The following is a 23,986-nucleotide window of genomic DNA, read 5'->3' as shown; positions in this document are numbered from 1 at the left end:
CGAGCTGACATCACCCGCATACCGATTACCGACGCGCCGCGCGTCTGCGCCGCATCGGGGCGCCGTTTTTAGCGCCGTTTTCCAGTCTTCACGTCATAGACCCTCAACAGGAGTGTTCCAAATGATGAATCGAGACAATCCCGTCTGGCTGATCACAGGCTGTTCCACCGGCTTCGGCCGCGAGCTCGCGAAGCTCGTGCTCGAACGCGGCTGGCGCGCGGTCGTCACCGCGCGCGATGCATCGAAAGTGAAGGACATCGCAGAGGGGCACGGCGAGCGCGCGCTGGTGCTGCCGCTCGACGTGACCAATCGCGCGCAGATAGAAACCGTAGTCGCGCAGGCGAAGCGCCATTTCGGCCGCATCGACGCGCTCGTCAACAACGCGGGCTACGGTTATCTGGCCGCGATCGAGGAAGGCGAGGACAGCGAAGTCCGCGCGATGTTCGAGACCAACGTGTTCGGCCTCGTCGACATCACGAAGGCCGTGCTGCCGATCATGCGTGAGCAGCGCAGCGGTTTGATCGTCAACGTGTCGTCGATTGGCGGGATTGCGAGTTTCGCGGCGACCGGCTACTACCATGCGACGAAGCTAGCGATAATGAATATATACCAAGGTTTACGCTCAAAAATAGCGGGGACAGTCCAGAGAAGGCCGCCCGGTGGAGGCTCGGTTGGGGGCTACGGCGCCGCCGTGAGAATGGGGCCGGCGTTCAGCCTTTGATCTCGAAGCGCTCCCGCGTCTTCCCCCTGATCCACGCCGGCGGCCTGCCGCGGCCCGACCAGGCGGCACCGGTCTGCGGATCGCGGTATTTCGGCGGCCGAGGTTGATGTTTTCGCGGCCGGCCGCGGTGAGCGGGGAAGATGTCCTTCTCCGTGATGCCGTACTCAGCCACCATCGCCCGGATTTCATTCACGACACTCAGGAATTCCGTCGCGCGCACGGCGTTGGCCTGGTCTGTGAGTGCAGCAATCTGCTTCTTGAGTTCGCGATATGTTGTCATGATGTGCCCTCATCTAGCGTAATACGAGTCGCGGCCGCGCCGGGAGATCCCGTAGATGAACACGGCTATCAGGATCGACTCGACACTCCAATTCAGCCAGCCGCTGGCGATGAACGTATTCTCGTATGGCATCAACGGCCAGTCTTCTCCCTCGTGGCCGCCTGCGGCGATGCTGTCCAGCACCGGCCACACAACGCGCCAGCCGACCACCAGATAGAACGCCGCACCGATGAAGAAATAGTCCTTCAGCCACCACAGGGCACCGCCGACCACGACAGCCAGCCCGATCAGCCCAAAGGCGGACTTCATCACCGAGGCCAGACTGGCACCGGAAATCTGCGCGATCCAGAAGCAGAAACCAAGAAACGCGGCGGCACCTGCCAGTATCGGGACTTCAATTCCGTTCGACGGCGAACGGTGAGACGACATATTTTGGTTTCCTCCTCTGGTTGGCATCCGGTTCTGCATCGGTGCTGGTCAGCAACGCGGTCTCAGGCGTCCGCCTCATCCGGACGGACCGGAGCCTTCTGCATCGGCCCGATCACAGACCGGATGGTCTGACCCGCCGGGCGCGGCGGCCGCGTCGCCATGCAGAGATCCTGAAACCGGCGCATCGTCGCCTCGTATCCTTGGAGGGTCGCCTGCGGCGACGCATACCGCTTCGCGTCCGGCTGTTCGTTCTGGATTTCCTCTTCCGTGGGAATCCAGTAGACGGCGCGCTTGCCGGACATCGCTTTCCTGAGTACTCCTCGCGCGACGCAATCTGCCAGTGCTGCCTGGACATTGGGAATACTGCCGTCGACGCGCTTCGTGATCTGGTGCAGCGCGTAGCGCGTGCCGGGCACCATGCTCCCGATTACGGCGGCCCGGCTCACTGCGGTTGGGCGACGTGCGTTTGTCATTTCATCTACCGTCTGGGCTGGCGATTCACGGCAAAAGCCGCAATCGGGTCGGACGAGGCTGATCGTGGCTGATGATTCGACCGCCCTGCCGCACTGACGGCGGTCGATCTGGACCGGCCCTGCACACCATGATTGGGCACCCGCGCGGCAGACCGCGCGTGGACTGCCGCCGCGTCGGTCTGAGCCAGTTGGCGTGCGTTGAGCCATTCTTCCCGGTAGACGGCGAGCGCAGCGGTGCCCGGGTCCAGCAGGACAATTGCGCCACAGATTGCCGGCAGGGTTCGTCGTATCAGCATGTTGTTCCAACGTTTCCTGAACGTTGATCGCGCTGCAGCGACGTGGAGGGAATTGTTCCCTCCCGACGCTGCATGACGCTTCTGGCGCTTACCGGACTTCACTGCTGGATCGTCGCGTTCTTCATCAGGCTACCGGTGAACTGCGCAGCGGCCTTTTCCAGCGCCAGCGCCTGCAGTTGCTGCCGGATCGTCTCTTTCGCCTGATCGAACGCGGGCACCTGGGTGGGCCGCTTCGCCTCAAGCTTCACGATCACACGCGCATTGCCTGCCGGGATCGCTGCCGGTGTGACGCCGCCCGCAGGCAACTGCGTGATCGCCTGCGCGACCGGCAGCGGCAGCCCCTGCGTGTTGCCCTCGGTCAGGGGTGTCTTGAAGCTGACCCACGGCAGCTCGCCGCCTGCCGCCTTGCTCGGTGCCACGCTGTACTGGCGCGCCAATGCGTCGAACGCTGTGCCGGACTTCAGCGCCGCCAGCACGGTTTTCGCGGTCGCGTCGTCCGCCACCGCGATGAGGCGCGGCTTGTATTCTTCCTTGCCGAGCGACGCGACGATCGCGTCATAGCGCGCTTTCACCTGCGCATCCGTGACGGGCTCGGGGTGAATGTTGTCCCTCAGATAAAGCTGCGTTTCCGCGTTGATCTTCGCGGCACTCATCGCCTGCAGAACTTCGGGCTTCGTATCGTAGCGCCCCTTCTCGGCACCCTGGCGGAACAGTTCACGCGTAATCAGTTGCGCCTTGAGCGCCTGCCGCAGTTGCGGCGTATCAGGCTGGCCTGATGTCTGCACGGCGACGCGCACTGCCTCGTCGAGCTGCGCCTGCGGGATCGCCACGCCGTTGACGATGGCCACCGTGCCGGCAGGCAGTGCACTGCTGGCCGACGGCGCAGCCGCACCGGCAGCGTGCACCAGTGTCGGCATGGCCGTGCCCAGCGCGACGGAGGCGAAAGCGGTTACGCACAGCGCGCGGATCGAGGTGGTCGTGAAAGACATAGGATTTCCTTTTTCCATTTTCAGAAGTTGAGGTTGGCTGTGGCCAGCACAAGGGTCGCGCGCGGCCCCAGGCTGGCAGGCTGTGTCAAAGCGCGGCCGACGGTCACCTCGCCCGACACCATCCGCGCATGCCATTGCCACTGCGCGCGCAGACCGGCGCCGACACCGGCCAGCGTCGGGAAGCCCGGCACCGCGATGAGGCTCGCCTTGCCCGCGTCGAGAAACACGTACGGCTCGATCCGTCCGTCGTGCCAGGCCGGTGTGTTGACCCACGCGATCTCGTTGCGCGAGTAAAAGCCCCGGTCGCCGACGATCTCGCCGGAACGGAACCCGCGAATGGTGTCCATGCCGCCCAGATAGAGCTGCTCGGAGCCGAACAGCGCCATATTCGTGTACTGGCCACCCAGCACGCCACGATAGGCGAACGCCGCACTGCCCATCTTCGGCAGCGGCACCGTGAAAGTCGCGGTCGCATCGAATTTGGTGAACTGGCTGTGCGCGTCGTCGCGCGTAATGTCATGTGCGTCGTGGTTCGCTTCGAGCCACGGCAGGCCCTGCGAAATACCGGCATCGAGCGTGACGTTGCCCGGTGCGTCGTTCAGCACGAACTTGCGCAGCCAGTTGCCGCCCACCCGCAATACCGCCACACGCTGCGGATCGAGGTCGATGTTGTTCACCTGGCGATCGGTGCGGCGCCACGACAGCGTCGCGTCGATATTCGTGGCGCCCGCCTGGCTCAGATCGAGTGCGTAGTTCCAGCCGAAAATATGGCTCAGCGTACGGCCGTACTCCAGCGCCGTCGTGCCGATCACCTGCTGGTATTCAGAATCAGCCAGCGTGTAGCTGAAGGAGTGACGGCCGAACGGCACCGCGAACGAGCCCACGAGCGCGTTGCTCTCCAGACTGTCGATGAAATTCAGGCTGAGCGACTCCTGCAACCCGAGCACGTTGTCGGCTTCGACCCCGGCCCGGTAGCGGGTAACGCCGGTCGCGGAACTGCCGTAGTTGTCGACGCCCAGCGTGTACGACAGACGGTCGCCGGGCTGATTCGCGATCGCAACCACTGACTCGCCCGGACTCTGGCCCGGCAGGATCTGCACCTGCGCCTGGTTGCGGCGCAGGCGGTTGATCTGCGCCACGCCCTGGTCGAGATCCGCGAGCCGGAGCGGATCGCCCGGAGACGCTGGAAAAGCGTTCTGGTAGCCGGCGTCGGTCAGCCAGCCTCCACCAGCCGACGTCTGGTCCTTCGAAAGGCGCCGGATGGGCTGGCCGTTCACTGTGAACGCCTCGATGCGGCCCACCTGCACGGTCACCGTGAGCGTGCCCGTACCAAGGTTCTGCGGCCCCAGCAGGGCACGCGTGGTTACATAGCCCGCCGACACCAACGCATCGGTCAGTCGCTTGAGCAGCACATTGATCCGGTGCGAGCCCAGCGCATGCCCCGTGAACGGCGCGATGATTGCATCGAGCGTCGCCTGCGGCACCCGGGTCGGGTTCGCGAGCGGGCTGCCGTTCGGTCCGGCCAGCACGATCCGGTTGACCTGGAAAGTCGGCCCCGTTTCGGCGATCTGGTCGACGGGCGTATCCGGCGGAATGTCCAGCGTGGTCTCCGCCTCTGACGCCGGCAATGTAATGGATGCGGGCGGCTGGTTCAGCTGCTGCTGCCGTGCGCGCTCGCGTTGCTGGTCGATGAGCTGTTGCGCCGGATCCTGGACCGGGCGGGGTGCACTCTGGGCGAGGGCCGGCGGCCCTGCCAGGAACAGGGTTGCAAGACCTGTCAGCGCCAGCACGGGAATCCACTGCGGCCGGTTGAACGTCTCCCGCATCAGTACCACCACCATGTCGTCAGGCCCAGATGCTGGCCGATCTGCACCGGCGTGCTGGACGGCGCACGCACGGTGGTGATGCCGCCGGTGGCGGTGGCTCCCTTGCCGCCCGAAATGTAGCCGCCATCAACGATCGCGTCGCCCGTCAGCGTGACCACGCCATCGGCCGTGAAACCGCCACCCACATCGGTCGCAAGGATCTGTGCCCAGGTGCTACCGAAAAATGCCTTGAAGCCGCGATCCTGGTTGATCGCCGAATAGCCGGTGACGCCCTGCGCGTAAGTAACGGGCGCGGTGACGCTGAGGTCGCCGCCGGCAAGCACGGTGCCACCAATGTTGCTCGCGCTCGTTCCTGCCGTAATCGCGATCCTGCCGCCGGTCTGGATTGTGCCGCCATTTGCGGTGACGTTACTCGACGCGTTCGCGTGGCAGAAGATCCAGCAGCTCTGCGCATAGCTCGCCTGGCCAGCAAACACGGCTGCGTTGGTGAAGGCCTGTTGCGCGTTGATCGAAATAGCGCCGTCGTTCGACTGGATCAGGCCGCCGCTGTTGGACACGTTGCGGCCGGAGATCGTGACCGGGCCGCCGTCCGACGCGATGAGCGCCAGCTGGCCGGGCTGGTCGACGCTGCCGTAGTCGACATCGAAGCCGCTCGTGGTATGCGTGAAGAACAGGAAGCTGCCGCCCGTATGCGAATACGCGACCGGCTGGCCGTTATCCGTGCCGTCCGTGTGGTCGATGATGTTGGAGACGTCGCCCTGCGCGGCGAGGTTCACCCCCTGGTTGCCGAGTATCCGGGCGTTGTCGTTGGTGATGTCACCCGCGGCGTTCAGCGACAGCACACCGCCGGCCGCGAAGATGATCCCGAGGTTCTCTGGCGTCGAGCGGTTGATGATGCTGCCCGTCGCGTTCAATGTCAGACCGTCGCCGCTCAGGGTGCCATTCTCTGCCACGGTGCCGGCCTGGATCTGGCTGCCCGTGTTCGCAATGTCGCCCGCGCTGGTGAGGTTCATCGCATTGCCTGCACTCAGGATCGACGGGCCGGATGTGTCGTCGACCAGCGTGATGCCGTTCGCGGTGGCCGTGACGTTGTTCGCCGCGCTGACCTGTGTACCCTGTACAGACAGCGCGCCCGGCGTCGTGATCTGGATATCGTGCGCGGCCGCGATCAAACCGTCGGTGACGCTGACGTCGCCGCCGCCCGCGTTCAGCGTGACGTCGCCGCCACTGGTCGAGCCATCAGCGTTGACGATACCCGACGCCTGGATCACGCTGCCGGTGCTGGCGATGCCGCCCGCGCTGGTCAGACTGACGGCGTTGCCTCCCGTGACCTTCGTGACGCCGCTCGCGTCGCTGGCCAGCGTCATCCCGTTCGCGTTGACCGTGACACTGCCCAGGGCGTCAACCAGGGCGCCCTGCAGCGAAACCGCGCCCGGTGTAGCGATGCTGACGTTGCCTTCGTCGGCCTTGATCGAACCATCGATGACACCAACATCGCCATTGGCCAACACCACGACGTCGCCCGCCGTCGCATAAAGCGTCCCCAGACTACGCACGCCTGCGCCCCTGTCGGTGACGATCAGCTCGACCCGCCCGGCCGTCATCCCGCCCTGCGCAGTAATGTCCACGGCGATACCTGAACTGCTCGTGCCGGGTGAGGTCGAACTGGTCAGCCAGTCGTGACCGTTGTCGGATGGAGAAAAGCCCGTGTCCCAAGTGGTTGTACTGTCGCCCACGATCGCACGAACGCCGCCGGTCGAGCTGGTGTAGCCGTTGGTCACCGGTCCGTTCACGGCGAGCTGTTTCGAGACCAGGTCGAGATTGACCACCGTGCCGGACAGGCCGCCTGCACCGATCGTGATCGGGCCGCCGACCGTCGTCAGCACGACGTTGCGCTGGGTCACGCCTGGGGCCAGCGTCACGTCATTGAAACTCACCTGCCCCGTCGACAGCACGACGTGCCCAGCGTTCACGAAGCTGCCGCCATCGACCGTGATGCCGTTCGCGTTCGCCAGAATCACATTCGCGCGCGGTCCCAGCACGCTCACCGCCCCCTGGATCAGCGACGGATTCGTGCTCGTGACCTGGTTGACGATCGTGCCCGCGTTGATACCCACGTTGTTCAGGTCCGCGCCCGCTGCCGAAACGTTGAACGAGCGGTACGTGTTGTTCGACACGCCACCTACCGCCGGCGCGATGGCAACCGTCTGGTGGCCGTTTGCTGCTGTCGAGACACCCGTTGCACTGCCGCCGTCCGCAACGATACCAGTCGCGTAAGCACCCGGAACTGCGAGCACAAGCGCGCTTGCCAGGCAGAGTGGCCGCAACGCGCCTTGCCATTCCCCTGCGCGCCTGTTGCGCGCACGTGATGTTGTTTTCTGCATCTTCGTTTTTCTTCAGAACCGCATACCTGCACTGCCCCCGCCCTAAACTGCGCCCGTTGGTCGCAAATTCACCGCAACCGGCCCGTAGAACACTAACTAGGTAGGGGATAGAAGCGTGATCTCATTGCGACTACGGCCCCAACGCCCTATCAAGGTAGCTGTGCAGCGATAGTAGTCGGGCCTTCAAGTCAGCTGGAACAGCCACATCTCCAATCATGTTCGCCAAGCGCCAACGCAAAATCATGTGGATTTCCGTCCCGGTTGCACCCTCAAGAAACGCGCTCCGTAGTTGCTTGGCATAGTCATGCAGACCTTCCGCGTCGAGTAGATCGGCTAAATCCCTACCTTCTTGATATGGATCGCTCATTGCCAGATATCAATGTGAATTCTGCGTACCAACCGACTGCATCTGAACACCTTTGCTATACACGCCAACCCGAATTTCTCTTCTGCCGGGTTCGCGCAACTTATTGCCACGTCAGTACAATCTCCGACTGTCCTCCGCGGGGATCAAATGCCGAAACGATCGTTCCCCAAGGGAATACATACATCGTCTTCCGAGAGTCTTGGACTTGTGGCGCACCAAATTCAGTTAGAAGCAGCGTGTCGTGAAGGTGTCTAATTTGGTCAGGCGTGGTAGCACCGCTATCACTCATTGCAAAGTGGACACGCTTCAGCTCGTCGTTGAAAAATGCCAGCGCAAGATTGGCACTCTTCCCAAGAAGTGTGTACGGACCGCTAGTTAAAAATCGCCAGCCCGTCTGCATCTCAAAGACCTGATTTATCGACAAGCCCATTGCTCGCAGCTGCTGGACACGAGCATCGCGAGAGAGTAGTGGTCCACCGTTCAATCGTACCGATCCATCATGAATGTCTATTTCGTGTGCCATTACGTTACTTCTTAAACGGGATTGAAAAGATCGGCGTCAACGAATTCTGGAAGTCCGGTATATAGAGCTGCGGCGCGCCTCCCGCTCCGAACTGCGGGTTTGCCGTAGTTGCGGAACTGTACGCTGCAGAAGTACTTCCATTGACCTGATAGATCGTCACGCCGCTTCTATACGGCGGATACGCTGGATTTGTCAAATTCGGTTGAATTTGCAAGGCGTTATAGTAGTCCGAAGCGGTGCCATTGGTGCCGTTGAATCCACTAATAGTTGTATAAAAAGCCGATTGTCCAGGAGCGGCGCCGACAACATAAGTTCCTTTCGAAAGTGTCACATCAGTATAACTATCGATTCCAGGATAAGCTCCACTTCCCTGCCAAGCTTGGGCTTGCTGTGATGGACTCCCGGTTTGGGCGCTCCCCTTGTTTGTGGCTACTCGATGTCAAGCTTGTGGCCGCCTTTAGCGAAGTCGGCTTTTATATCGTCCAATATGAGTTGCTTCTCTGTCGGCGAAATCCGAATGGCCTCATCTGGCGGATCCCAGAAACTGATGGTATCCGAGTAGACGACAAAGCCGAGCTTGTCGTTCCCGGGGAAGAACATCTCCCCCCCCACCGTTGCAATCCGGTCCATGACTTTCACCTTGATGTGCCCTCGTGATACGTCAAGAATCATTACTTGCCTCGGGTAAAGATGACCTTGCTTGAACCTGTTGCAGAATCGATAGTTGTGATTTGGGTGACCTTGGGATTATTCATCAACGCCGGCAATTCTGCCGTTTCCCAAACGTTGCCAGGTCTGAGATTCGAGCCGATGACTGCGCGCACGGATCCCGATGCTCCTGCCGCATACTGCGCGGAAATGTCTTGCCAAGCTTGCACCACCGCAGGATTCGACGCGTCCCATGCTGGCATCTGGATTCCGTTTTGCGCGATCAACGTTTCGAGCGTCGTGCCGCTGTTCAGTTGGGCGATTTGGGCTGCAATGTCTTGCCCCCCCCCACTCCGTTAGTTCGCCCTGACCAGAAGAATGCCGTGTTAGGCTCCGTCGCAACTGGGTTGCTGTTTGTGGCGGCCCCAGCAGCAGCACCAACGGCCGTTCCCTGACCGACGGTTACCGGCTCCGCATCCGCACCGCCCCCACCTTGCTGAGCCTGCTCTTCATCAACCGGCGCACCCTGCGGCGTCGCCTGGAGCACAAACTTCTCGCCCTCGTTCTGCTGCCCCGTCTTTTCCCAGTGCTCAGCCGTATTGTTCAGCGCCTCGTTCTGCGCCGCCGTCATCGCACCCTGCACGTTCACACCGGCCAGCGCTGCAAGATCACCACCGGCCAGCGTCGCAAACGCGGCCAACGCGGCGAGTTGTCCGGAATCGAGTGGCGCGTGCGTCGGATCGATACCATCCAGCGCCAGCGGTGAGAGTGCCGCGCTCGTGGCCCCGCCAATCGCACCATCCGAGGAATGCCGCCCCATGCCCAACGTCAGCTTAGCGAATTGAAACGAGAAAGCGGGAAATCACACCAACTATGAAGCCCAGCGTAGCCAGACCTAAAGGCACCCAATACCCCAGCGCGACCTTAACCGTGCCTCTTGACGCGCATTTCCGCATCCAAATGAATCCAAACACTAGCAAACCAACCAACCAGACGCATGCCCGAACAAATCGCTCGTGTAAACCGTCTTGGTCAGGAATGATCCACCACCACAAGCCAGAGACAAAGATCGTTGCGTAGAACAACACCATTCTTGCCGCGTCAACAACCCGATCAATAAGTTTATACATTTCGCTTTACCCAGGACACCATCACTTCTTCGGGGCTGAGGAACCACTCGTCCCAGCAACCCCCGGGACTTGCATCAAGAAATCGTAGCCCGAACTCAAATATTGAGTATTCGTTGTGAAGTTGAACAGGTTCGTAATTGTCGAATTAGGTGGCGATGGGTCAGGAATGAGCACGCTCCTGTATTGGCCAGTCGGCGCCGCCGCTTGTGAGTTTAGCCATGTATTCAAATCTTGCTCTTGCGTTAAGGCTGCACCCGTTCCATACGGCGCAAACGTGGAACTGCTGACCGAGACCTTGCCGCTAGCGAACGCCAGACCCAAGTCCGCTATTTCCGCCACGTTCTGTGCAGACTGATTGTTAGGGAAGAAGTAGTTAGCCGTCGCCTGGAAGCCGCTTCCCGGCAGCGCTGCTTGGGTCGATCCATTCCAAGCGTTGTACAGATTGACCGCGTTGGAATAGGTGCCGTAACCGTTAGTGTAAAGGTTCGCGATACCCAAACCAGTAACCAACGGATCAAGCGTCACGGCACCCAAACCGGTCATCAGCGCACCACCCGCAACCCCCGCAACTGATCCGGCGAGGCCGACTGCTGGTTGAATCAGTGGGCCAACGCTTTGAGCCGCCGCGCTCAACATCTGGGTGCAAGTTTGGGGGTGACCGAGACAGTTGTTGATCGCTTCGTTCTGCGCCGCGAACGCGCCCCCCGCCACGTTCTGTCCCGCCAGTCCCGCGAGAGTGCCGCCTGTGAACGTAGCGAACGCGGCAATCGCGGCAGCTTGTTCCGACGTCACATCTGGATCGCCGCCTGTAACGGCACTGGCCACATACGGCGTCAGTGCCGCACTGGCCGCCCCGCCAATGGCCCCGCCCGCGCATCCGCTGCCCAGCGCCGCGCTAGCGCCACATCCAAGGACAGCATGAAGTGCAATGCTCTCCAGCGAGCCCGGCTCAATGTTGGGATCAGCACCGATCGCCCCTGCCCCTGCCGCAGCAATATCGGCCACCGCATTGTCCTTCAGCGCCGTCAGGAAGCTCCCACCTTCGATCGCCGTCGAAATCCCGGCGTCGACCACGCTCTGTTCGCCAATCTGGACTGCGAGATTGCCCAGATTGGCAAGCGTCACCGGCGCGTTGGACGACACCACATTGGTGCCGACAGCACTGAAGTCATTCAGCCCGAGATACTGGTTCACGTCCTGCGTGAGATACGTGATGGCCCCGGTCTCTATCACGTTGGCAACGCTGAACGCCTGGCCGCTGTTGAGCTGGGTCATCGCGCTGTCGAGCATGGCACCGGCGACCGGACTGCCGAACATCGATGTTGCGATGCTGATCGTCGCAATGACCACCATCATGAACGCGTTGTCGAACGCGGACGGCTGGTCCATCACCGTCGTCGTCAGGTTATCGCTGACCGTGCTTTGCGTGAAGTTGCCGCCCAGCTGGTTCTGCAGGCTGGCGAGCAGCGCCTGGGTGCCCGCCACATCGACGCTGCCGTCCGCATTGACCTGCTGCAGTGCGCCCCCAATCTGGTTGATCGCCTGCGCATTCAGGTCATAGTTCGCGGCCGACATGAAGCCGCCCTGCTGCACGACCGTACCGGTCGTCTGGGTGATGTTGCCGTCGAGCTCCGCCTGATACTGGTAGATCGTGCCGACGTTCACGGAACGTTCTTCGTTCGTCAGCGTGCCGGTGTTAACCGTCAGGTTCTGCGCGTTGACCGTCCCGGTATTGAGGATGCTGCTGGCGTAGTCCAGCGTGACGTCCGTCCCGCTGATCTCCCCATCCGCGTTCACGGCCGCATAGTTCTGCGGCAGCAGCACTTCCGGCATCAACGCCTGCACGGTCGGGCACGCGCCGCTACCGGTGGCCGTGCAGCCCGGCTCGGGCACGGTCTGCTCGACATACCAGAGCATCGGCGCATTCACGAGCGCGAGCTGTGCCGCGCTCAGCTGGGTGCCGAGCGCCACATTGTTCTGTTCGGCGTACTGCAGCGCGGCACCATAGAGCGCCTGCGTATCCTGGTTGCTGATCGACGCCTGGCTCGTGCTGTCGGTCGCGCTGGTGGTGCTATAGAAGCTCGCCTTGCCGGTCGCCTGCAGCGCCGCCTGCTCCACCTGCTGCGCCTGCGTGTACGGGTCGTAGTAGAACTGCGTCGTACCCGGCTGGAGGCTCGCCGGCAAGGCGGCCAGCAGGGCCGCGGGCGACAGGTCACCCGATACCAGCGAGGCTGGACTGTTGACGAGATACGAAGGCGTTGATGCCGCGCCCCCGGTCACCGTCTGCACTGGCGGGACAACCGGTTTGCCAACGGTCTGCACACCGACCGGCACACCTGCGGGAACCCCCGCCGAACCGGTCACCGATACCGGCTGGCCGTTCGCACTCGTCACCTGCCCTGCGGCATTGACAGTCGTCGTCGCGCTGCCTGGCACCGCCGGCGGCCCGAGCGTGATCACCTGCCCCGTCACGACGGGCGGCGGCGTATAGACGTTGGGATCCGTCAGCCCGTTCACGAGTTGCGAGCCGGACAGTGCAACTGTCTGGCCAATCACGTTACCGGTATTCGTCAGCGTCGGCGAATTCACCGACAGCGTATTGCCGGCCTGGATCGTCGCTGGCACGAAGTCGGGCAGGCCGACTGCTGACGGCAGCCCCGCCGGGTCCTGGATGTCGGCCGACGAATACGCGCTGCCATACAGCGTCGAACATAGCGACGCGTCCCCCGCACAACCCCACGTGTTGCTGACCAGGTTGTCATGCCAGTAGGCATTCAGGTACTGGTTGTCACTTGACGCGCTGCTGGCCGCATTGATGGTCACGTTGTTCAGCGCGGTAACGAGACTGCCGGTGTTGCTGAACACCCCCGCCTGCAGGTTGACGTCGTGGTTGGCGGTGATCGTCGCGGGGTTGGCCGACTGCACATCGAGGTACGCCTCGCAGTCCTGGCCGCAACCACCGAACGGAGTCGCGCTGCCGTAGTTCTGATGAACCTGTACGGGTGCGGCAATGGTGTTCGTAAGTGTCGCGGCATTGATATCGACGTCATTGCCCGCCGCAATCGCCCCAGACGTGTTGGTGACGCTCGCGGCCTGGGTCGGCGATGTCGACGTGGTGCCCGCGCCGCCGATCACCACGTTGTTGGCCGCCACCAGATTGCCGTATGTGTTACTGACGGTATTCGCCGCGATCACGATGTCGTGGCCCGCCGTCACGTTGGCGTTGATCTGCTGGTACGCGTAGGTCTGCGAATTGGGATTCGTCGTGCTCGCCGGCGAGCACCCCGAGAACCCGGCCGCACAGCCAGCCGTCGTCGTCATCGTGCCGGTGTTCGTCCCCTGGTTCGTGAAACTGTTCGCGGTGATACTGACGTCATTGCCGGCAGCCAGCGTGCCGGCGTTCACCAGATCGCCACCCGACAGGTTCAGGTTGTGGCCCGCGACGATCTGCCCGGCAGCACCCTGAACGGTCATGGTGGACGACGTGGACAGGGGCGTGACCGTTCCCGGCGCGGCAAGCTTGATGCCCGACGGATCGATACAGTCACCCGCCGTGCCGAACGGACAGCCGTTCAGACCGTTCGGACCGTTGAACGTGTTCCACAGCGATATCGTTGATGGGGCCTGCGACAGGAAACTGTTGATCGAAGCCACATCGATCGAGTCGGTGACCGTCGAGGTATAGACCGAACTGCCATTGTTCAGCGACTGGACGTTGACACTGGCATCGTTGCCCGCGCTGACCGTGCCGCCCTGATTGTTCAGGCTGCTGGCGTTGATATTGACATTGTGGCCCGCAGCGATCACCGAGGTGCCGCCTGCGGTGCCGCCGGTGGTCGTGGTCGTCTCGGTCGCGGTGGGCAATGCGACCGTGATTGTCGCGATGGCCTGGGCGGCATTGTCCGGCGTCTCGACGAACCACAGGTTCTCAATGATAGGGTTGCCGAGGTTGCTGGTACCCGTGACCGTCGGCACTTCCACGAACGTGACCGTGTTGCCGTTCGTGACCGGCGGGCTGACATTGCTCGACGACCACCCGGACCTCGGCCCCAGAATCGCGTCAATCGACGTCGGATCGGCGACGCCGTCGACCGACAGCGCGTCGGCCAGCGTGACCTGATTGGTTCCAAGACTGGAGACATTGCAGCAGAAGCGGTTGCCATTGCTCCCCCAGGAGACAGCTTCGTCAATCGTGTCGGAGCCGACAATAAGCCCCATGGCAAGCCCGGGGTTGTCCACCGTCGTGGTGGTCGTGGTCGTCGCGCCGGTTCCAGCCGCCGAGTTGATGACGTTGGCCGCCGTAATCGCAAGGTCGTTGGTCGCCGTCAGCGTACCGCCCGCATTGGTCAGATCCCCCGACAGGTTGACGTTGACATTGCCGCTGCCCGCCGGGCTGCTGCTGTTGCCCGCCTGCGTCGTGCCGTTCGAGTTGTCGTAGCTCGACCCGCTGACGTTCAGCGTGTTGACCGCCTCGATGGTGCCGGCGTTGGTGCCCGAACCGTTCAGTGTGAACGCGTCGTTTGCCTGCACGGTCGCGCCAGTCTGGTTCGCGAGCGAGCCGTTGATCGTCACATCATTCGCCGTGACAGTGCCGGAATTTGACACCGCACCATTGAGCGCCAGCGTGCCTGCGCCCTGACTGATCGTCCCGCTGTTCGTGATCCCCTGCGTGGCCGTCACGGTCACTGCCGTGCCCGGCAGCGTCCATGCGCCGGTGTTACTGATCGCCTGCGCCGACAGGTTGAACGCGCTGCCGCCGTTCAGTGTACCCATCGAGGCGGCCGAGGGATCGATCGCCTGGTTCGGCAGGTTCACACTCAGGCTGTTCTCTCCGAGTATCTGGCCATTCGTGTTGCTGAACGTGCCGTTGCCGCCATTGACGTTGACCGTCACGTCGCCCACCGCCGACGTCGGATTGTTCACATCGCCAGCGAAGATCAGCCCGTTGCTGTTATCGAGTCCATTCGTGGTCAGCGTCAGCGCATTCGTTGCGAGCAGCGCGCCGGTATTGGTGGTGCTGTTCATCACGCCCAGATTCGTGGTCGGGCCGTAGATCGAGCCGCTGTTCGCGAGGTCCGTCGCGTTGACCGTCATTGTCTGCAGCGACGACAGCGAACCCTGATTGTTCACCGTTGAACCCGACACCGTGAGGTTGCCCGCCGCCATCTGCTGGCCGACGTTCGTCACCGTCCCACCGGCGAGCGTCGCATCGCCCTGATAGGCAGCGGTGCCGCCGGTCGTCAGGCTGGTCGAGCCGGCGACGCTGTAGGTGCCACCAATCGCCGCATTGGCAGTGGTGACATTCGCGCCGGAAAGCGTCGCGTTGCCGTTAACCGTGAGCGCGGGCGCGTTTGCGTCAAAGGCCGCACCCAGCTGACCCGCCGACGTATCCAGGCTGTTCTGCGCGGTCGCCGTCAGGTTGCCGCCGACCGCCAGCCCCTGGGTCGTGATGTCCGTGCCGGTGAGCGTCGTGTCGCCCGAAACGGTGGCCTGGCCGCCCAGTGCGAGGGTCTGCCCGGCGTTCAGCGTCGCATTGCCTGCGGCCGACACCGGTGCCGTTGCGGTGAGGTTGCCACCCTGCGCATTGACACTCAGGTTGCCCAGCGTCTGCACACTGCCCTGCGCCGTCACGTCCGTGCCGGCCGTCACGGTCATGTCGCCACCCGACAGCGCATTGCCGCCGAGCGTCGCGCTGCCACCGGCCGCCGTGAGCGTTTCGGTGCCGACCGCGGTGGTCGCACCGACCGAGAGGTTCTGCGCCGCTGTCGCGCCCAGGTTGTTGCCGGTCTGGATCGCGCCCGTCATCGACAGGTTGCGGCCTGCCGTGAGCGCCGTGTTGTTCGCCACGCTGATCGCGCCGCTGCCGGCCAGGTCGCGCCCGGCATTCACCGACGCGTTGCCCGTGCCGTCGACTTCCATCCCGCCGTCGAGCGTCACATCGCGCGCCGCCGTAATCGTGCTGCTCTGGCCACTGTGAACCTGGCCCGCCACCGACGCATCCTGTCCGGCCGCGATGGCAATCTGGCCTGGGGTCGACAGCGAGCCGCCGACGTCAACGTTACCGGCGCTGGACGTAATGGTCGCATTGCCCTGCGACGACACCGTGCCGCCGAGGCTCACACCCTGCTGACCGGCCACCGCCAATTGCCCGTTGGTCGTGACTGCCCCGGTGGTAGTCGCCGTGCCCGTCTGCGCAGCCAGCGAAACGTCGCCCACGCCTGCGACGGAACCGTTGACGGTCGCGTTCTGGCCGCCAGTCAGGGCGACGGTGCTGCCACCCAGCACGGCACCGTTGACCGTCAGGTTCTGGCCCGCGACCGCCCTGATCGTGCCGGGCGCCGTAACGGCCGAGTTGAGTGTCAGGTTGCCGTTCGTTGCCTCGATATCGAGTGCATTTGCCGACACGGAGCCCAGCGACATCGACTGGCCCGCGATCAGGTTCGCACTTGCGCCAGCCGCGACCGATGCCGCGTTCAGGTCACCGCCCGCGTTCAGGGTAACGTTCTGGCCGGCCGAGACGGAACCCGTCGCGTTGATGTCGCCGTTCGCCGCGACCATATAGTTCTGGTTCGCGAGGCCCGTGCCGGAAACCGTTGTATTGCCGACGCTTGCCAGGTTGACGTTCTGGTTCGCGAAGGTTGAACCCACCGTGATGTCACCGTTCGAGTTCACATTGACGTTACCGGCAGTGGCCGCGAGCGCGCCCTGCTGGTTCACGCCCATCCCCGCTGCGGTGGCGACGATAAAGATCTGCCCACTCGTGACGGAGCCATACTGGCTCGCGTCGATCGCGATGCCGTTTCCGCCGATGGCAGCCGAGGTGTTGGCGGTTCCGTTCGACGCCGTGCCGTAGGTCGTACCGCTTGCGTTCAACGCGCCCGGGCTGACGAGCTGGTTACCCGTAATCAGGTTGACACGCTGGTCGGCGCGCAACGGCGCATTGAGGTTGATCGTCTGCGCGATCACGTCGATATTACCCACCGTGCCATCGATGCCCGCACCCGGCCCATTCACCCCGGCCGGCCCATTGATCGTCACGTTGCCCGAAGAAACGCTGTACGCCACCGCGCCCGCGTTCGCAAAACTGGTGGGGCTGCCGTTAGGGCCGGTGATGAACTGCGGCACTCCCGTGGTCAGCACCAGGCCCGGCGCATTCGTCAGCGAAAGTCCGTTGACCGACAGTCCATCCGGATTGCTTATGATGATTGAGGCGGGAGATCCGAACACCTCAAGTGGTCCCGCCAGGGTCGACGGCGAAGTCGAGTTAACTTGGTTCAGGATCGTGGTGGCCGCGCGCCCGTTCAAGTTCGGATTCGCGCCGAGCGTGCCGCCGAGCAGCGGCGTGCCCGGGACCAGGCTGTTATTGAGCACCAGACCTGAACTGTCAACGTTGAACGAACTGTACTGGTTCGAGCTGAGGCCATTTGCATTCGGCGCGGTAATATTAACCGCAGGGATCGCCGTGCTGGTCTGCGTAATCGTAGGCTGGAACTGGACGGGCGCACGCGGATCGACAATGGGCGCGCCGTGAGCGGTTTGGTCAGCGAGCAGCACGGCGGGCGCGAAATACATCACCACCGTCATGACGGTGGCGGTGATGCGCATCCACAGCGGACGGACAACGGCCTGCCGCTCCCCGGACGGGCGGATGAAGCGGCGGCATGCAAACGCCGCGTCATGTGCAGCGAGTTGTTGTGAGAAGCGCGAGATTCTTGCCATTGTTTTTATGTAGCTGCAACGGTTCATCCGGCGCGCAATCTATCACTACGGGCGATCCATTTCTTTAAAGAATTGTCAAATTTGGACTGCGATTTTTTGAGATGGACTGCGAAATGATGCGATTTGAACCAGCCCGCAACGATCAACGCATGCGCGAGTGGCGCAAAAGCGGCACGACCGGATCGCGCGAAGGAAATGGCCAGTCCCGGCGATCCTGATAACGCGGTGCGCGGGAGCGCACGGCAACGGGGTGAGTGAAATGGGCGCCCCATTGATTGCAAGGGCGCGTTCCTGCACCCTGTCAGCACAGCGCGTCGGGACAGTTCGCGATGAATGCCCGGTCGTGCGCGACGAGCGAGGGGGCGGATTATCCGGAAGGGACGGCGTAGAGCGGGTTTATCAGCCGAGCCTCGGCCCGCCGCTTAAAACTCCACCAGCGCAAAATCTTCCTTGCCCACATCGCACAGCGGGCAGCGCCAGTCGGCCGGCACATCGGCCCAGCGCGTGCCCGGCGCGATGCCCTCTTCCGGCACGCCGGCGGCTTCGTCGTAGACCCAGCCGCAGATCACGCAGACCCATTGCTTGAAGTCGTCGGCTGTCGCGACGTTCGCGGCCGACCGCGCATCGGGCATACCGGTCGCAGCGGCATCCGCCGCGCACGTGCGCGCCGTCGCATCGAGGCTCACGACGAGCGGCGCGACCGTGCCGCTACCGGTTCCCGCGAGCCGCGCCTTCAGGCTGTCGAGCAGGCGCTGCGCCTCGTCGCGGGTCAGATCGATCCAGTACGGATCGCCGGCGCCGTCGTTGAGCCGCTCGGGGGAAAACTGGATTTCTACGGCTACGCCCTTCTTGTACATGGCAATCAAAAATCTCGAGAAAGCCGGCGACGCGGGCGCTGCTTCAGTGCGCGTGGACCAGCAGATTCAGCGCGATCGAGGCGATCAGGCCAGCGGCGCCGATCAGGCCAAGCAACTGCAGCAGAGTGAGGGATTTACGCGAGTTGGTGGGGGTTTGTTGCGTGGTCACGAGCGAGTCTTGAAGTTCGGAAAAAGCGCAATGGTACACGGGTGCGGACGCGACGAATGTCGATTGGCGCAAACTCGCGCGCAATAAAAGTACCGGGCGATATTATCGCCGCTCGCGCGCCGCGCATTGTCTACCGTGGGGAGATGGATTAATTCCAGGCGAGGGGGAAAGCCGTGGCGGGACGGGGTGCGCGGCGCCGGTGAACACACCCGCGCCGCGCCGCGCTCAGGTCTTGGCGAGCGGATCGCCGTGACGCGAATCCCAGAAACGGATCACCGCCGTATCGCCGGTGCCCGCGCCGACCACCTGGTCCGGCGCGCCGCACTCGCGCAGCAGCGCGCGCAAGTCGTTGATGACCGGGAACACCTCGTGATTCCAGTCCGCTCCCTGCGAATCGTGGGCACGCTGCTCCGCCTCGACGATCTCGCGATCCTCCTTGAAAATGCGTTCGGTGAACCACACCAGCAGCGGCCATGCGAGATTCATCACACCCGGAATGCCGGGCTTGCGGATCGACAGCAGCCCGAACGTTCGGTTGGTGCGCTGCTCGCGGTCGAGCGGCACATAGACGATCCACAGGTCCATCACCAGCGTCTGCTCGTCGTTGCGGATTTGCAGCGTCTGGAACGGGTATTCGGTGCGGATCGTCATGACGTCTTTGTCGCCGGAGCCACCGGTCTTGCGCCTCTCGCCGAACACCATCGCTTCGCCTAGCGGCTGCTGCCCCTCCATGCGCGCAAATGTGTAGTCGACCTCGACCCAGCCCTCACCGCGCCGCCGCCCGAGCGAACGCGCGCGCATGCGCCCCATCTGGCGGCGATGCAGGAACTGATGATTCATGTCCATCAGGTTCTCGTGCATGAACGAATAATGACACTTGACCGGACGGCCGAAACGGCGCGTCTTGTACTTCGGGTCGGACACCGAGCGAAAGCCCGGCAACGGCCGCTCCTCCGCGAGCGCGGCGTCGCCGGGAAACACGAAGATCAGCCCCTCCACTTCCTGACACGGATACGAGCGCACACCGTTCGGTAGACGCTCGCGGCCGAGGTACGGCACGTCGATGCACTTGCCCGAGCAGTCGTAGGTCCAGCCGTGATAGCCGCAGCGAATCGATTCGCCGTCGACCACGCCCTGATGCAGCGGCACCTGCCGATGCGCGCAGCGATCTTCCAGCGCGAACACTTTGCCGCTCTCGGTGCGCGCGAGCACGATCGGATCGCCGGCGAAGGTCACGCCGAGCGTCTTGCCGCGCTTCACTTCATGCGACCACGCGAGTGGGTACCAGTAATCCGGATGAATGGCGACGCGGCGCAGATCGCGCACCGGCGCCTCGTGAGTGGCTTGAGCAGGCGCGGCAGCGAGCGTTGCGCCTGCGGATTCCTGTTCCTGTTCGAGCGGGGGAACTGCATGCATAGGTCAAGCCTCCGTGCACCAGCGGATGGAAGGTTGCCGCGCTGCAGGGCAGTGCGGCATCTTCATCAGTCTACTTGATGCAGCCGCCGCATGGCACTTTCGCCGGCATGCGCGATGCATCGCAGCACACATTGCGCGGCAGCGCGCATCAGGGTGACGAGCTTCCTTTACCACACCCGCCCTACGGAAACATTGACCTGCACTTCGAGCTGCTCAATCCTCGTCGACCGCGACGAGCCCGGAGCGCCGTTGCACGCCCCACGCGCGGCCGCCGCGCAGAAAATGCAGCCAGCCGAGCGCGGCGCCCAGATGACGCGCGAGCTGGAACGAGAACGGCTCCGCAACGGCCGCGAGCATCGCCATGCCGAGACTGTTGCCACTGCGCTCGCCGGTCCAGCGCCGGTAGAGATGGATGCTCCACAGGTAAAACGCCAGATCGATCGCCGTTTTCAGGCCGATCACGCTAAAGATCGACACGACGATCGCCCCGTGTCCGCCGAACAGAAAACCGAGTAGCAATGCGAATGCCGTGAGGCCGTAGATCGGCTGCATCGTGTCGACCGCCTTGACCGGCAGCATCAGCATGCCGAGCGTACCGTAGCGCGGATTGCCGGTCATGTCGCGGTTCCAGTACTGCGTCTGCAGGAAGCCCGCGAACCAGCGGCGGCGCTGGCGCAGAAAGCTTGCGAGGGTGTCGGGCGCATCGGTGCGCGCATGCGCTTCGCCGACCACGCGCACGTCCCAGCCGAGCTCGTGATCCACCGAATAGCGGCGCAGCCGGTGAATCAGTTCGTAATCCTCGACCAGACACTGCGGATCGAAGCCGCCGACCGCGACGAGCGCATCGCGCCGGAACGACGCGAATGCGCCCGAGATCAGCAGCAGGCTGTCCGCGCGCATCCACGCGAAACGCGCGATGAAGTTGCGCATGTACTCGTAGGTCTGGAACCACTGGAACACGCGGCCCGACAGCGACTTGCCGCAGACCGGCACGAGAATGCCCGCTGCCGCGACGAGCGACGGCTCGCTCGCGAACGCGGCGCGCATCGCGTAGGTGGCGTCGTCGTCGAGCAGCGTGTCGGCGTCGACGGTCATCACGGTGTCGGTCGTCATCACGGTGATCGCGGCGTTCAGCGCGCGGGCCTTGCCGCCGTGCGGCACGCGCAGCCAGAACAGGTTCGGATGCAGCGAGCTCGGCGCGCTCAGCACGCCATCGGCGGCGGGCGTGAGGCCGAAGCGTTGCGTGAGCAGCTCGGCGGTGGCGTCGGTGGAGCCGTCGTCGGCGATCACGATCTGCGCGGGGCCGTGCGTTTGCCGCAGCAGCGCGGCGAGCGTGACCGGCAACACGGCCGCCTCGTTACGCGACGCGACGATGACACCCATGCCCGGCAACTCGCGCCGTTCGTGGTCGGCTTCGAGCGGCGCCGCGCGGCGCGTGAGCGGCAACGACTTCCACGTGACGAACGCGAGCAGCAACGTGTCGTATGCGACATACGCAATACCGGTCGACCACGCGAGCGCGCCACGCAGAAAGAATGCTCGCGCGAACAGCAGTGCCCACAGCACGACGACGCTGGAATGGATCAGCGTGCTCGATAGCGTCGCGCGACGCGGCAGAATGCGCGGCGACGCGACAGCGAGTGCCTGTTCTAGGGTCTTCTTCAAGGTGAGTGTTTCAGGTTCAGCTGGGTTGCGGTTAGTTGGCGAAGCTGTGTTCGCGCCATCAAAAACATGCGGCGGCTTCACGGCGTCATGCGCTTCAATACCGATTTGCGATCGAGCCACTCATGCTTGAGCGCGCCGCCGATATGCATCGCCAGCAACGCATAGAGCGCATAACCGAGCCACGCATGCAGCGCGCCGAAGCGATCGTGCAACGTCTCTTTCAGTGTCGGGTCGAGATGCATCACATAGCCGAAGCGCGGCCATTGGAACAGGCCGAACCACTGCATCGGATGCGTGGCCGCGTCTTTCCACGCGGAATCGTGCAGCCAGCCGGACAGCGGCAACGCAATCATCAGCAAATACAGCGCGAAGTGCGCGAGGTGCGCGGCAATCTTTTCCCACGACGGAAACTCGCGCGGCAACGGCGGCGGCTTGTGCGACACGCGCCACAGGATGCGCAGCAGCGCGAGCCCGAGCACCGTGATGCCGATCGATTTGTGTGTGTCGATCACCGGACGCACCCAGTCGTCGGGCAGCGAATCGGCGGACAGAGCGAGCACGACATTGACGCACATCAGCAACGCGATCAGCCAGTGCAGCGTCATCGCGGTGCGCGTATAGCGCGGCGGGCGAGAGGCATCGGTCGAATCGGTCAGGGAATTCGCTTGGGTGTTCATGGGTGTTCCGTTCGCGAGGGCGATGAATGCCGTGAAAGCTGTTTGAAAATCGACGCTACTGGTATCAGGCAAACGCCCAAGTGTGCCGTTTTATTCCGCAAAGCGCTTAACCTGCGTGTTTCAGTTTGTTTCGGGCTTTGGATGCACGACCCGCGCGCAAATCGCACTCGCATGGCTGCTTTTTAGCTGGTGTTTTGGCCCATGTTCTGGCTGGCGTCCCGCGGATCAGCGCGGGACGCCCGGCGGCATCGAGTTCACCTTGCGCTTGCGCGCGTTCGAGCCGTCGCTCGAACGCGGTGTCGAACGTGACGAGGCCAGGCGCGATGTAGCGATCAAGCGTGTCCGATTTCTATCCGATCAATTCGCCAGCACCCTTTTGAGCGCCTTCTGGTCACGTTCGAGCTGCATTCTCATGTGCCGCATGAACTGCCTCGCGGTTTCCGTGAGTGGGGTACCAGGGCGAAACACCAGCACTCCTGTGAACATTACCTCGATGTCGATCGGCTTCACGACGAGTCCCCGCTCGGCGAAGTCCAACGTCACGAGCGGATGAGCGATTCCTATACCGACTCCCGCGAGCGCCAGTTCGCAGATCGTGTGCGAATACGGCGTCTCGACGACCGGTTTGAGACGGATTTCGCGTGCCGTGAGTTGCGTTTCCAGGCGTAGCCTGGTGCTGTCTTCGGGATTCAGCGCGATGAAAGGAAATTCAGGCAGGTCCGCAACAGCGATGACAGGACGCGTGGCCAAAGGATGATGCGAGTTCATCACTGCGACAGCCCGCATACGCGCGAACACCGAGTGTTCGAGGCCGGCCATCGACATCTCGTCGGACATCAGGCCGAAATCCACCTGTCCAGCCGAGACCTTCTCATGCACTTCGCGCGAACTCATCACCTGTAGCGAAATTTGCACGTTTCTGGACGGGGCATCGAACGCCGCAATGACACGTGGCAGAAAGCCTGTGCCCAGTGCCGGCAGAGAGGCGATCGCCATCCGGCCCAATCCGTAGGAGCGCAAACTACGGATTCGATGCTCGATGACCTCAAATCCGCGAAAGTACAGGTCAACCTCACGCATCAGGGCGACGGCTTCCTGGGTGGGAACGAGCCGGCTGCGTATCCGCTCGAACAGGCCGAAGTCCGCCATGGTTTCCAGACGCCTGATGGCCTGACTGACAGCCGGTTGCGAAATGCCGAGCAGGGCCGCCGCCTTGCTCGTGCTTCCTGCGTTCATGACCGCCCTGAACACTTCGATATCCCTGATCCGCATAACCTATACTTATTGAGCTAATTATTTCCGATGTTGATGCAATCCCGGGTAAAAGTAAACTTCGATCATCAATCCACCACGAGGCATCGCCGGGAGCAACATGACAAGCAATCCCCAGAAAGCGCCGCAGCCGTTCCGCAGCCTG

18 protein-coding genes and 1 pseudogene are annotated in these 23,986 nt (G+C 63.1%); 1 reads left to right on the top strand and 18 read right to left on the bottom strand.

Annotation, left to right across the window (positions count from 1 at the left end):
* Positions 1–121: 121 nt before the first annotated feature.
* A pseudogene (locus F6X37_RS12795) lies at positions 122–631 on the top strand (SDR family NAD(P)-dependent oxidoreductase); the annotation flags it as partial.
* Positions 632–710: 79 nt separating this feature from the next.
* On the opposite strand, the gene F6X37_RS12790 reads toward F6X37_RS12795, so the two are convergent.
* The 18 genes from F6X37_RS12790 to F6X37_RS12705 all read right to left on the bottom strand — a co-directional run bounded on the left by F6X37_RS12790 (position 711) and on the right by F6X37_RS12705 (position 23,841).
* A complete protein-coding gene (locus F6X37_RS12790; protein ID WP_187611564.1) occupies positions 711–1,001 on the bottom strand; it encodes an H-NS family nucleoid-associated regulatory protein in 291 nt (96 codons plus the stop codon).
* 9 nt (positions 1,002–1,010) lie between these two features.
* Entirely contained in the window at positions 1,011–1,430 is a 420-nt protein-coding gene (locus tag F6X37_RS12785) for a hypothetical protein (RefSeq protein ID WP_187611563.1), read from the bottom strand.
* A 62-nt stretch (positions 1,431–1,492) separates the two neighbouring features.
* The gene (locus F6X37_RS12780; RefSeq protein WP_187611562.1) at positions 1,493–1,849 is read right to left on the bottom strand and encodes a hypothetical protein; all 357 of its coding nucleotides are present in this window, start codon (positions 1,847–1,849) and stop codon (positions 1,493–1,495) included.
* 448 nt (positions 1,850–2,297) lie between these two features.
* Positions 2,298–3,188, bottom strand: a complete 891-nt coding sequence (locus F6X37_RS12775; protein ID WP_187611561.1) for a peptidyl-prolyl cis-trans isomerase — start codon at positions 3,186–3,188, stop codon at positions 2,298–2,300.
* 20 nt (positions 3,189–3,208) lie between these two features.
* Positions 3,209–5,014, bottom strand: coding sequence for a ShlB/FhaC/HecB family hemolysin secretion/activation protein (locus F6X37_RS12770; RefSeq protein ID WP_187611560.1), 1,806 nt, complete (start codon positions 5,012–5,014; stop codon positions 3,209–3,211).
* Positions 5,014–7,311, bottom strand: a complete 2,298-nt coding sequence (locus F6X37_RS12765; RefSeq protein WP_187611559.1) for a filamentous hemagglutinin N-terminal domain-containing protein — start codon at positions 7,309–7,311, stop codon at positions 5,014–5,016. The genes F6X37_RS12770 and F6X37_RS12765 overlap by 1 nt, the downstream gene beginning before the upstream one ends.
* A 554-nt stretch (positions 7,312–7,865) precedes the next feature.
* The gene (locus F6X37_RS12760; RefSeq protein ID WP_187611558.1) at positions 7,866–8,288 is read right to left on the bottom strand and encodes a hypothetical protein; all 423 of its coding nucleotides are present in this window, start codon (positions 8,286–8,288) and stop codon (positions 7,866–7,868) included.
* 4 nt (positions 8,289–8,292) lie between these two features.
* Positions 8,293–8,619, bottom strand: a complete 327-nt coding sequence (locus F6X37_RS12755) for a hypothetical protein (protein WP_187611557.1) — start codon at positions 8,617–8,619, stop codon at positions 8,293–8,295.
* Positions 8,620–8,717: 98 nt separating this feature from the next.
* Positions 8,718–8,960 carry an Imm74 family immunity protein gene (locus F6X37_RS12750; protein WP_187611556.1) on the bottom strand — a complete coding sequence of 81 codons (243 nt, stop codon included), beginning with the start codon at positions 8,958–8,960 and terminating at the stop codon, positions 8,718–8,720.
* The gene (locus tag F6X37_RS12745; RefSeq protein ID WP_187611555.1) at positions 8,960–9,199 is read right to left on the bottom strand and encodes a hypothetical protein; all 240 of its coding nucleotides are present in this window, start codon (positions 9,197–9,199) and stop codon (positions 8,960–8,962) included. Before F6X37_RS12745 ends, F6X37_RS12750 begins: the two co-directional genes overlap by 1 nt.
* Positions 9,200–9,246: 47 nt before the next feature.
* Entirely contained in the window at positions 9,247–9,756 is a 510-nt protein-coding gene (locus F6X37_RS36780; protein ID WP_262419878.1) for a hypothetical protein, read from the bottom strand.
* A 331-nt stretch (positions 9,757–10,087) separates the two neighbouring features.
* Positions 10,088–17,785: a beta strand repeat-containing protein gene (locus tag F6X37_RS12735; RefSeq protein ID WP_262419877.1), complete on the bottom strand. Its 7,698-nt coding sequence runs from the start codon at positions 17,783–17,785 to the stop codon at positions 10,088–10,090.
* A 422-nt stretch (positions 17,786–18,207) separates the two neighbouring features.
* Positions 18,208–18,642 (bottom strand): rubredoxin, encoded by a 435-nt coding sequence (locus tag F6X37_RS37605; protein WP_316251958.1) that lies wholly within the window; start codon positions 18,640–18,642, stop codon positions 18,208–18,210.
* A gap of 43 nt (positions 18,643–18,685) precedes the next feature.
* On the bottom strand, positions 18,686–18,811 hold the full coding sequence (locus F6X37_RS36775) for a hypothetical protein (protein WP_260327592.1): 126 nt from the start codon (positions 18,809–18,811) through the stop codon (positions 18,686–18,688).
* Positions 18,812–19,036: 225 nt separating this feature from the next.
* Positions 19,037–20,227 (bottom strand): aromatic ring-hydroxylating oxygenase subunit alpha, encoded by a 1,191-nt coding sequence (locus F6X37_RS12720; protein WP_184052838.1) that lies wholly within the window; start codon positions 20,225–20,227, stop codon positions 19,037–19,039.
* 213 nt (positions 20,228–20,440) lie between these two features.
* Positions 20,441–21,892: a glycosyltransferase family 2 protein gene (locus tag F6X37_RS12715; protein WP_184057828.1), complete on the bottom strand. Its 1,452-nt coding sequence runs from the start codon at positions 21,890–21,892 to the stop codon at positions 20,441–20,443.
* 77 nt (positions 21,893–21,969) lie between these two features.
* Positions 21,970–22,569, bottom strand: a complete 600-nt coding sequence (locus F6X37_RS12710; protein WP_090807993.1) for a cytochrome b — start codon at positions 22,567–22,569, stop codon at positions 21,970–21,972.
* A 357-nt stretch (positions 22,570–22,926) separates the two neighbouring features.
* Positions 22,927–23,841, bottom strand: coding sequence for a LysR substrate-binding domain-containing protein (locus tag F6X37_RS12705; protein WP_090807995.1), 915 nt, complete (start codon positions 23,839–23,841; stop codon positions 22,927–22,929).
* Positions 23,842–23,986 lie beyond the last annotated feature (145 nt).

Source organism: Paraburkholderia sp. 31.1 (assembly GCF_014397645.1).
Taxonomy (GTDB): domain Bacteria; phylum Pseudomonadota; class Gammaproteobacteria; order Burkholderiales; family Burkholderiaceae; genus Paraburkholderia; species Paraburkholderia tuberum.
Note: the sequence above shows the minus strand (reverse complement) of the source record. Positions and strands in the feature narration are given on the sequence as shown.

Coding starts and splice junctions, on each gene's coding strand:
- F6X37_RS12760 (WP_187611558.1), bottom strand. CDS start 8,288: ATGGCACACGAAATAGACATTCATGATGGATCGGTACGATTGAACGGT.
- F6X37_RS12790 (WP_187611564.1), bottom strand. CDS start 1,001: ATGACAACATATCGCGAACTCAAGAAGCAGATTGCTGCACTCACAGAC.
- F6X37_RS12775 (WP_187611561.1), bottom strand. CDS start 3,188: ATGTCTTTCACGACCACCTCGATCCGCGCGCTGTGCGTAACCGCTTTC.
- F6X37_RS37605 (WP_316251958.1), bottom strand. CDS start 18,642: ATGTACAAGAAGGGCGTAGCCGTAGAAATCCAGTTTTCCCCCGAGCGG.
- F6X37_RS36780 (WP_262419878.1), bottom strand. CDS start 9,756: ATGGGGCGGCATTCCTCGGATGGTGCGATTGGCGGGGCCACGAGCGCG.
- F6X37_RS12750 (WP_187611556.1), bottom strand. CDS start 8,960: ATGATTCTTGACGTATCACGAGGGCACATCAAGGTGAAAGTCATGGAC.
- F6X37_RS12770 (WP_187611560.1), bottom strand. CDS start 5,014: ATGCGGGAGACGTTCAACCGGCCGCAGTGGATTCCCGTGCTGGCGCTG.
- F6X37_RS12710 (WP_090807993.1), bottom strand. CDS start 22,569: ATGAACACCCAAGCGAATTCCCTGACCGATTCGACCGATGCCTCTCGC.
- F6X37_RS12745 (WP_187611555.1), bottom strand. CDS start 9,199: ATGCCAGCATGGGACGCGTCGAATCCTGCGGTGGTGCAAGCTTGGCAA.
- F6X37_RS12735 (WP_262419877.1), bottom strand. CDS start 17,785: ATGGCAAGAATCTCGCGCTTCTCACAACAACTCGCTGCACATGACGCG.
- F6X37_RS12785 (WP_187611563.1), bottom strand. CDS start 1,430: ATGTCGTCTCACCGTTCGCCGTCGAACGGAATTGAAGTCCCGATACTG.
- F6X37_RS12720 (WP_184052838.1), bottom strand. CDS start 20,227: ATGCATGCAGTTCCCCCGCTCGAACAGGAACAGGAATCCGCAGGCGCA.
- F6X37_RS12705 (WP_090807995.1), bottom strand. CDS start 23,841: ATGCGGATCAGGGATATCGAAGTGTTCAGGGCGGTCATGAACGCAGGA.
- F6X37_RS12780 (WP_187611562.1), bottom strand. CDS start 1,849: ATGGTGCCCGGCACGCGCTACGCGCTGCACCAGATCACGAAGCGCGTC.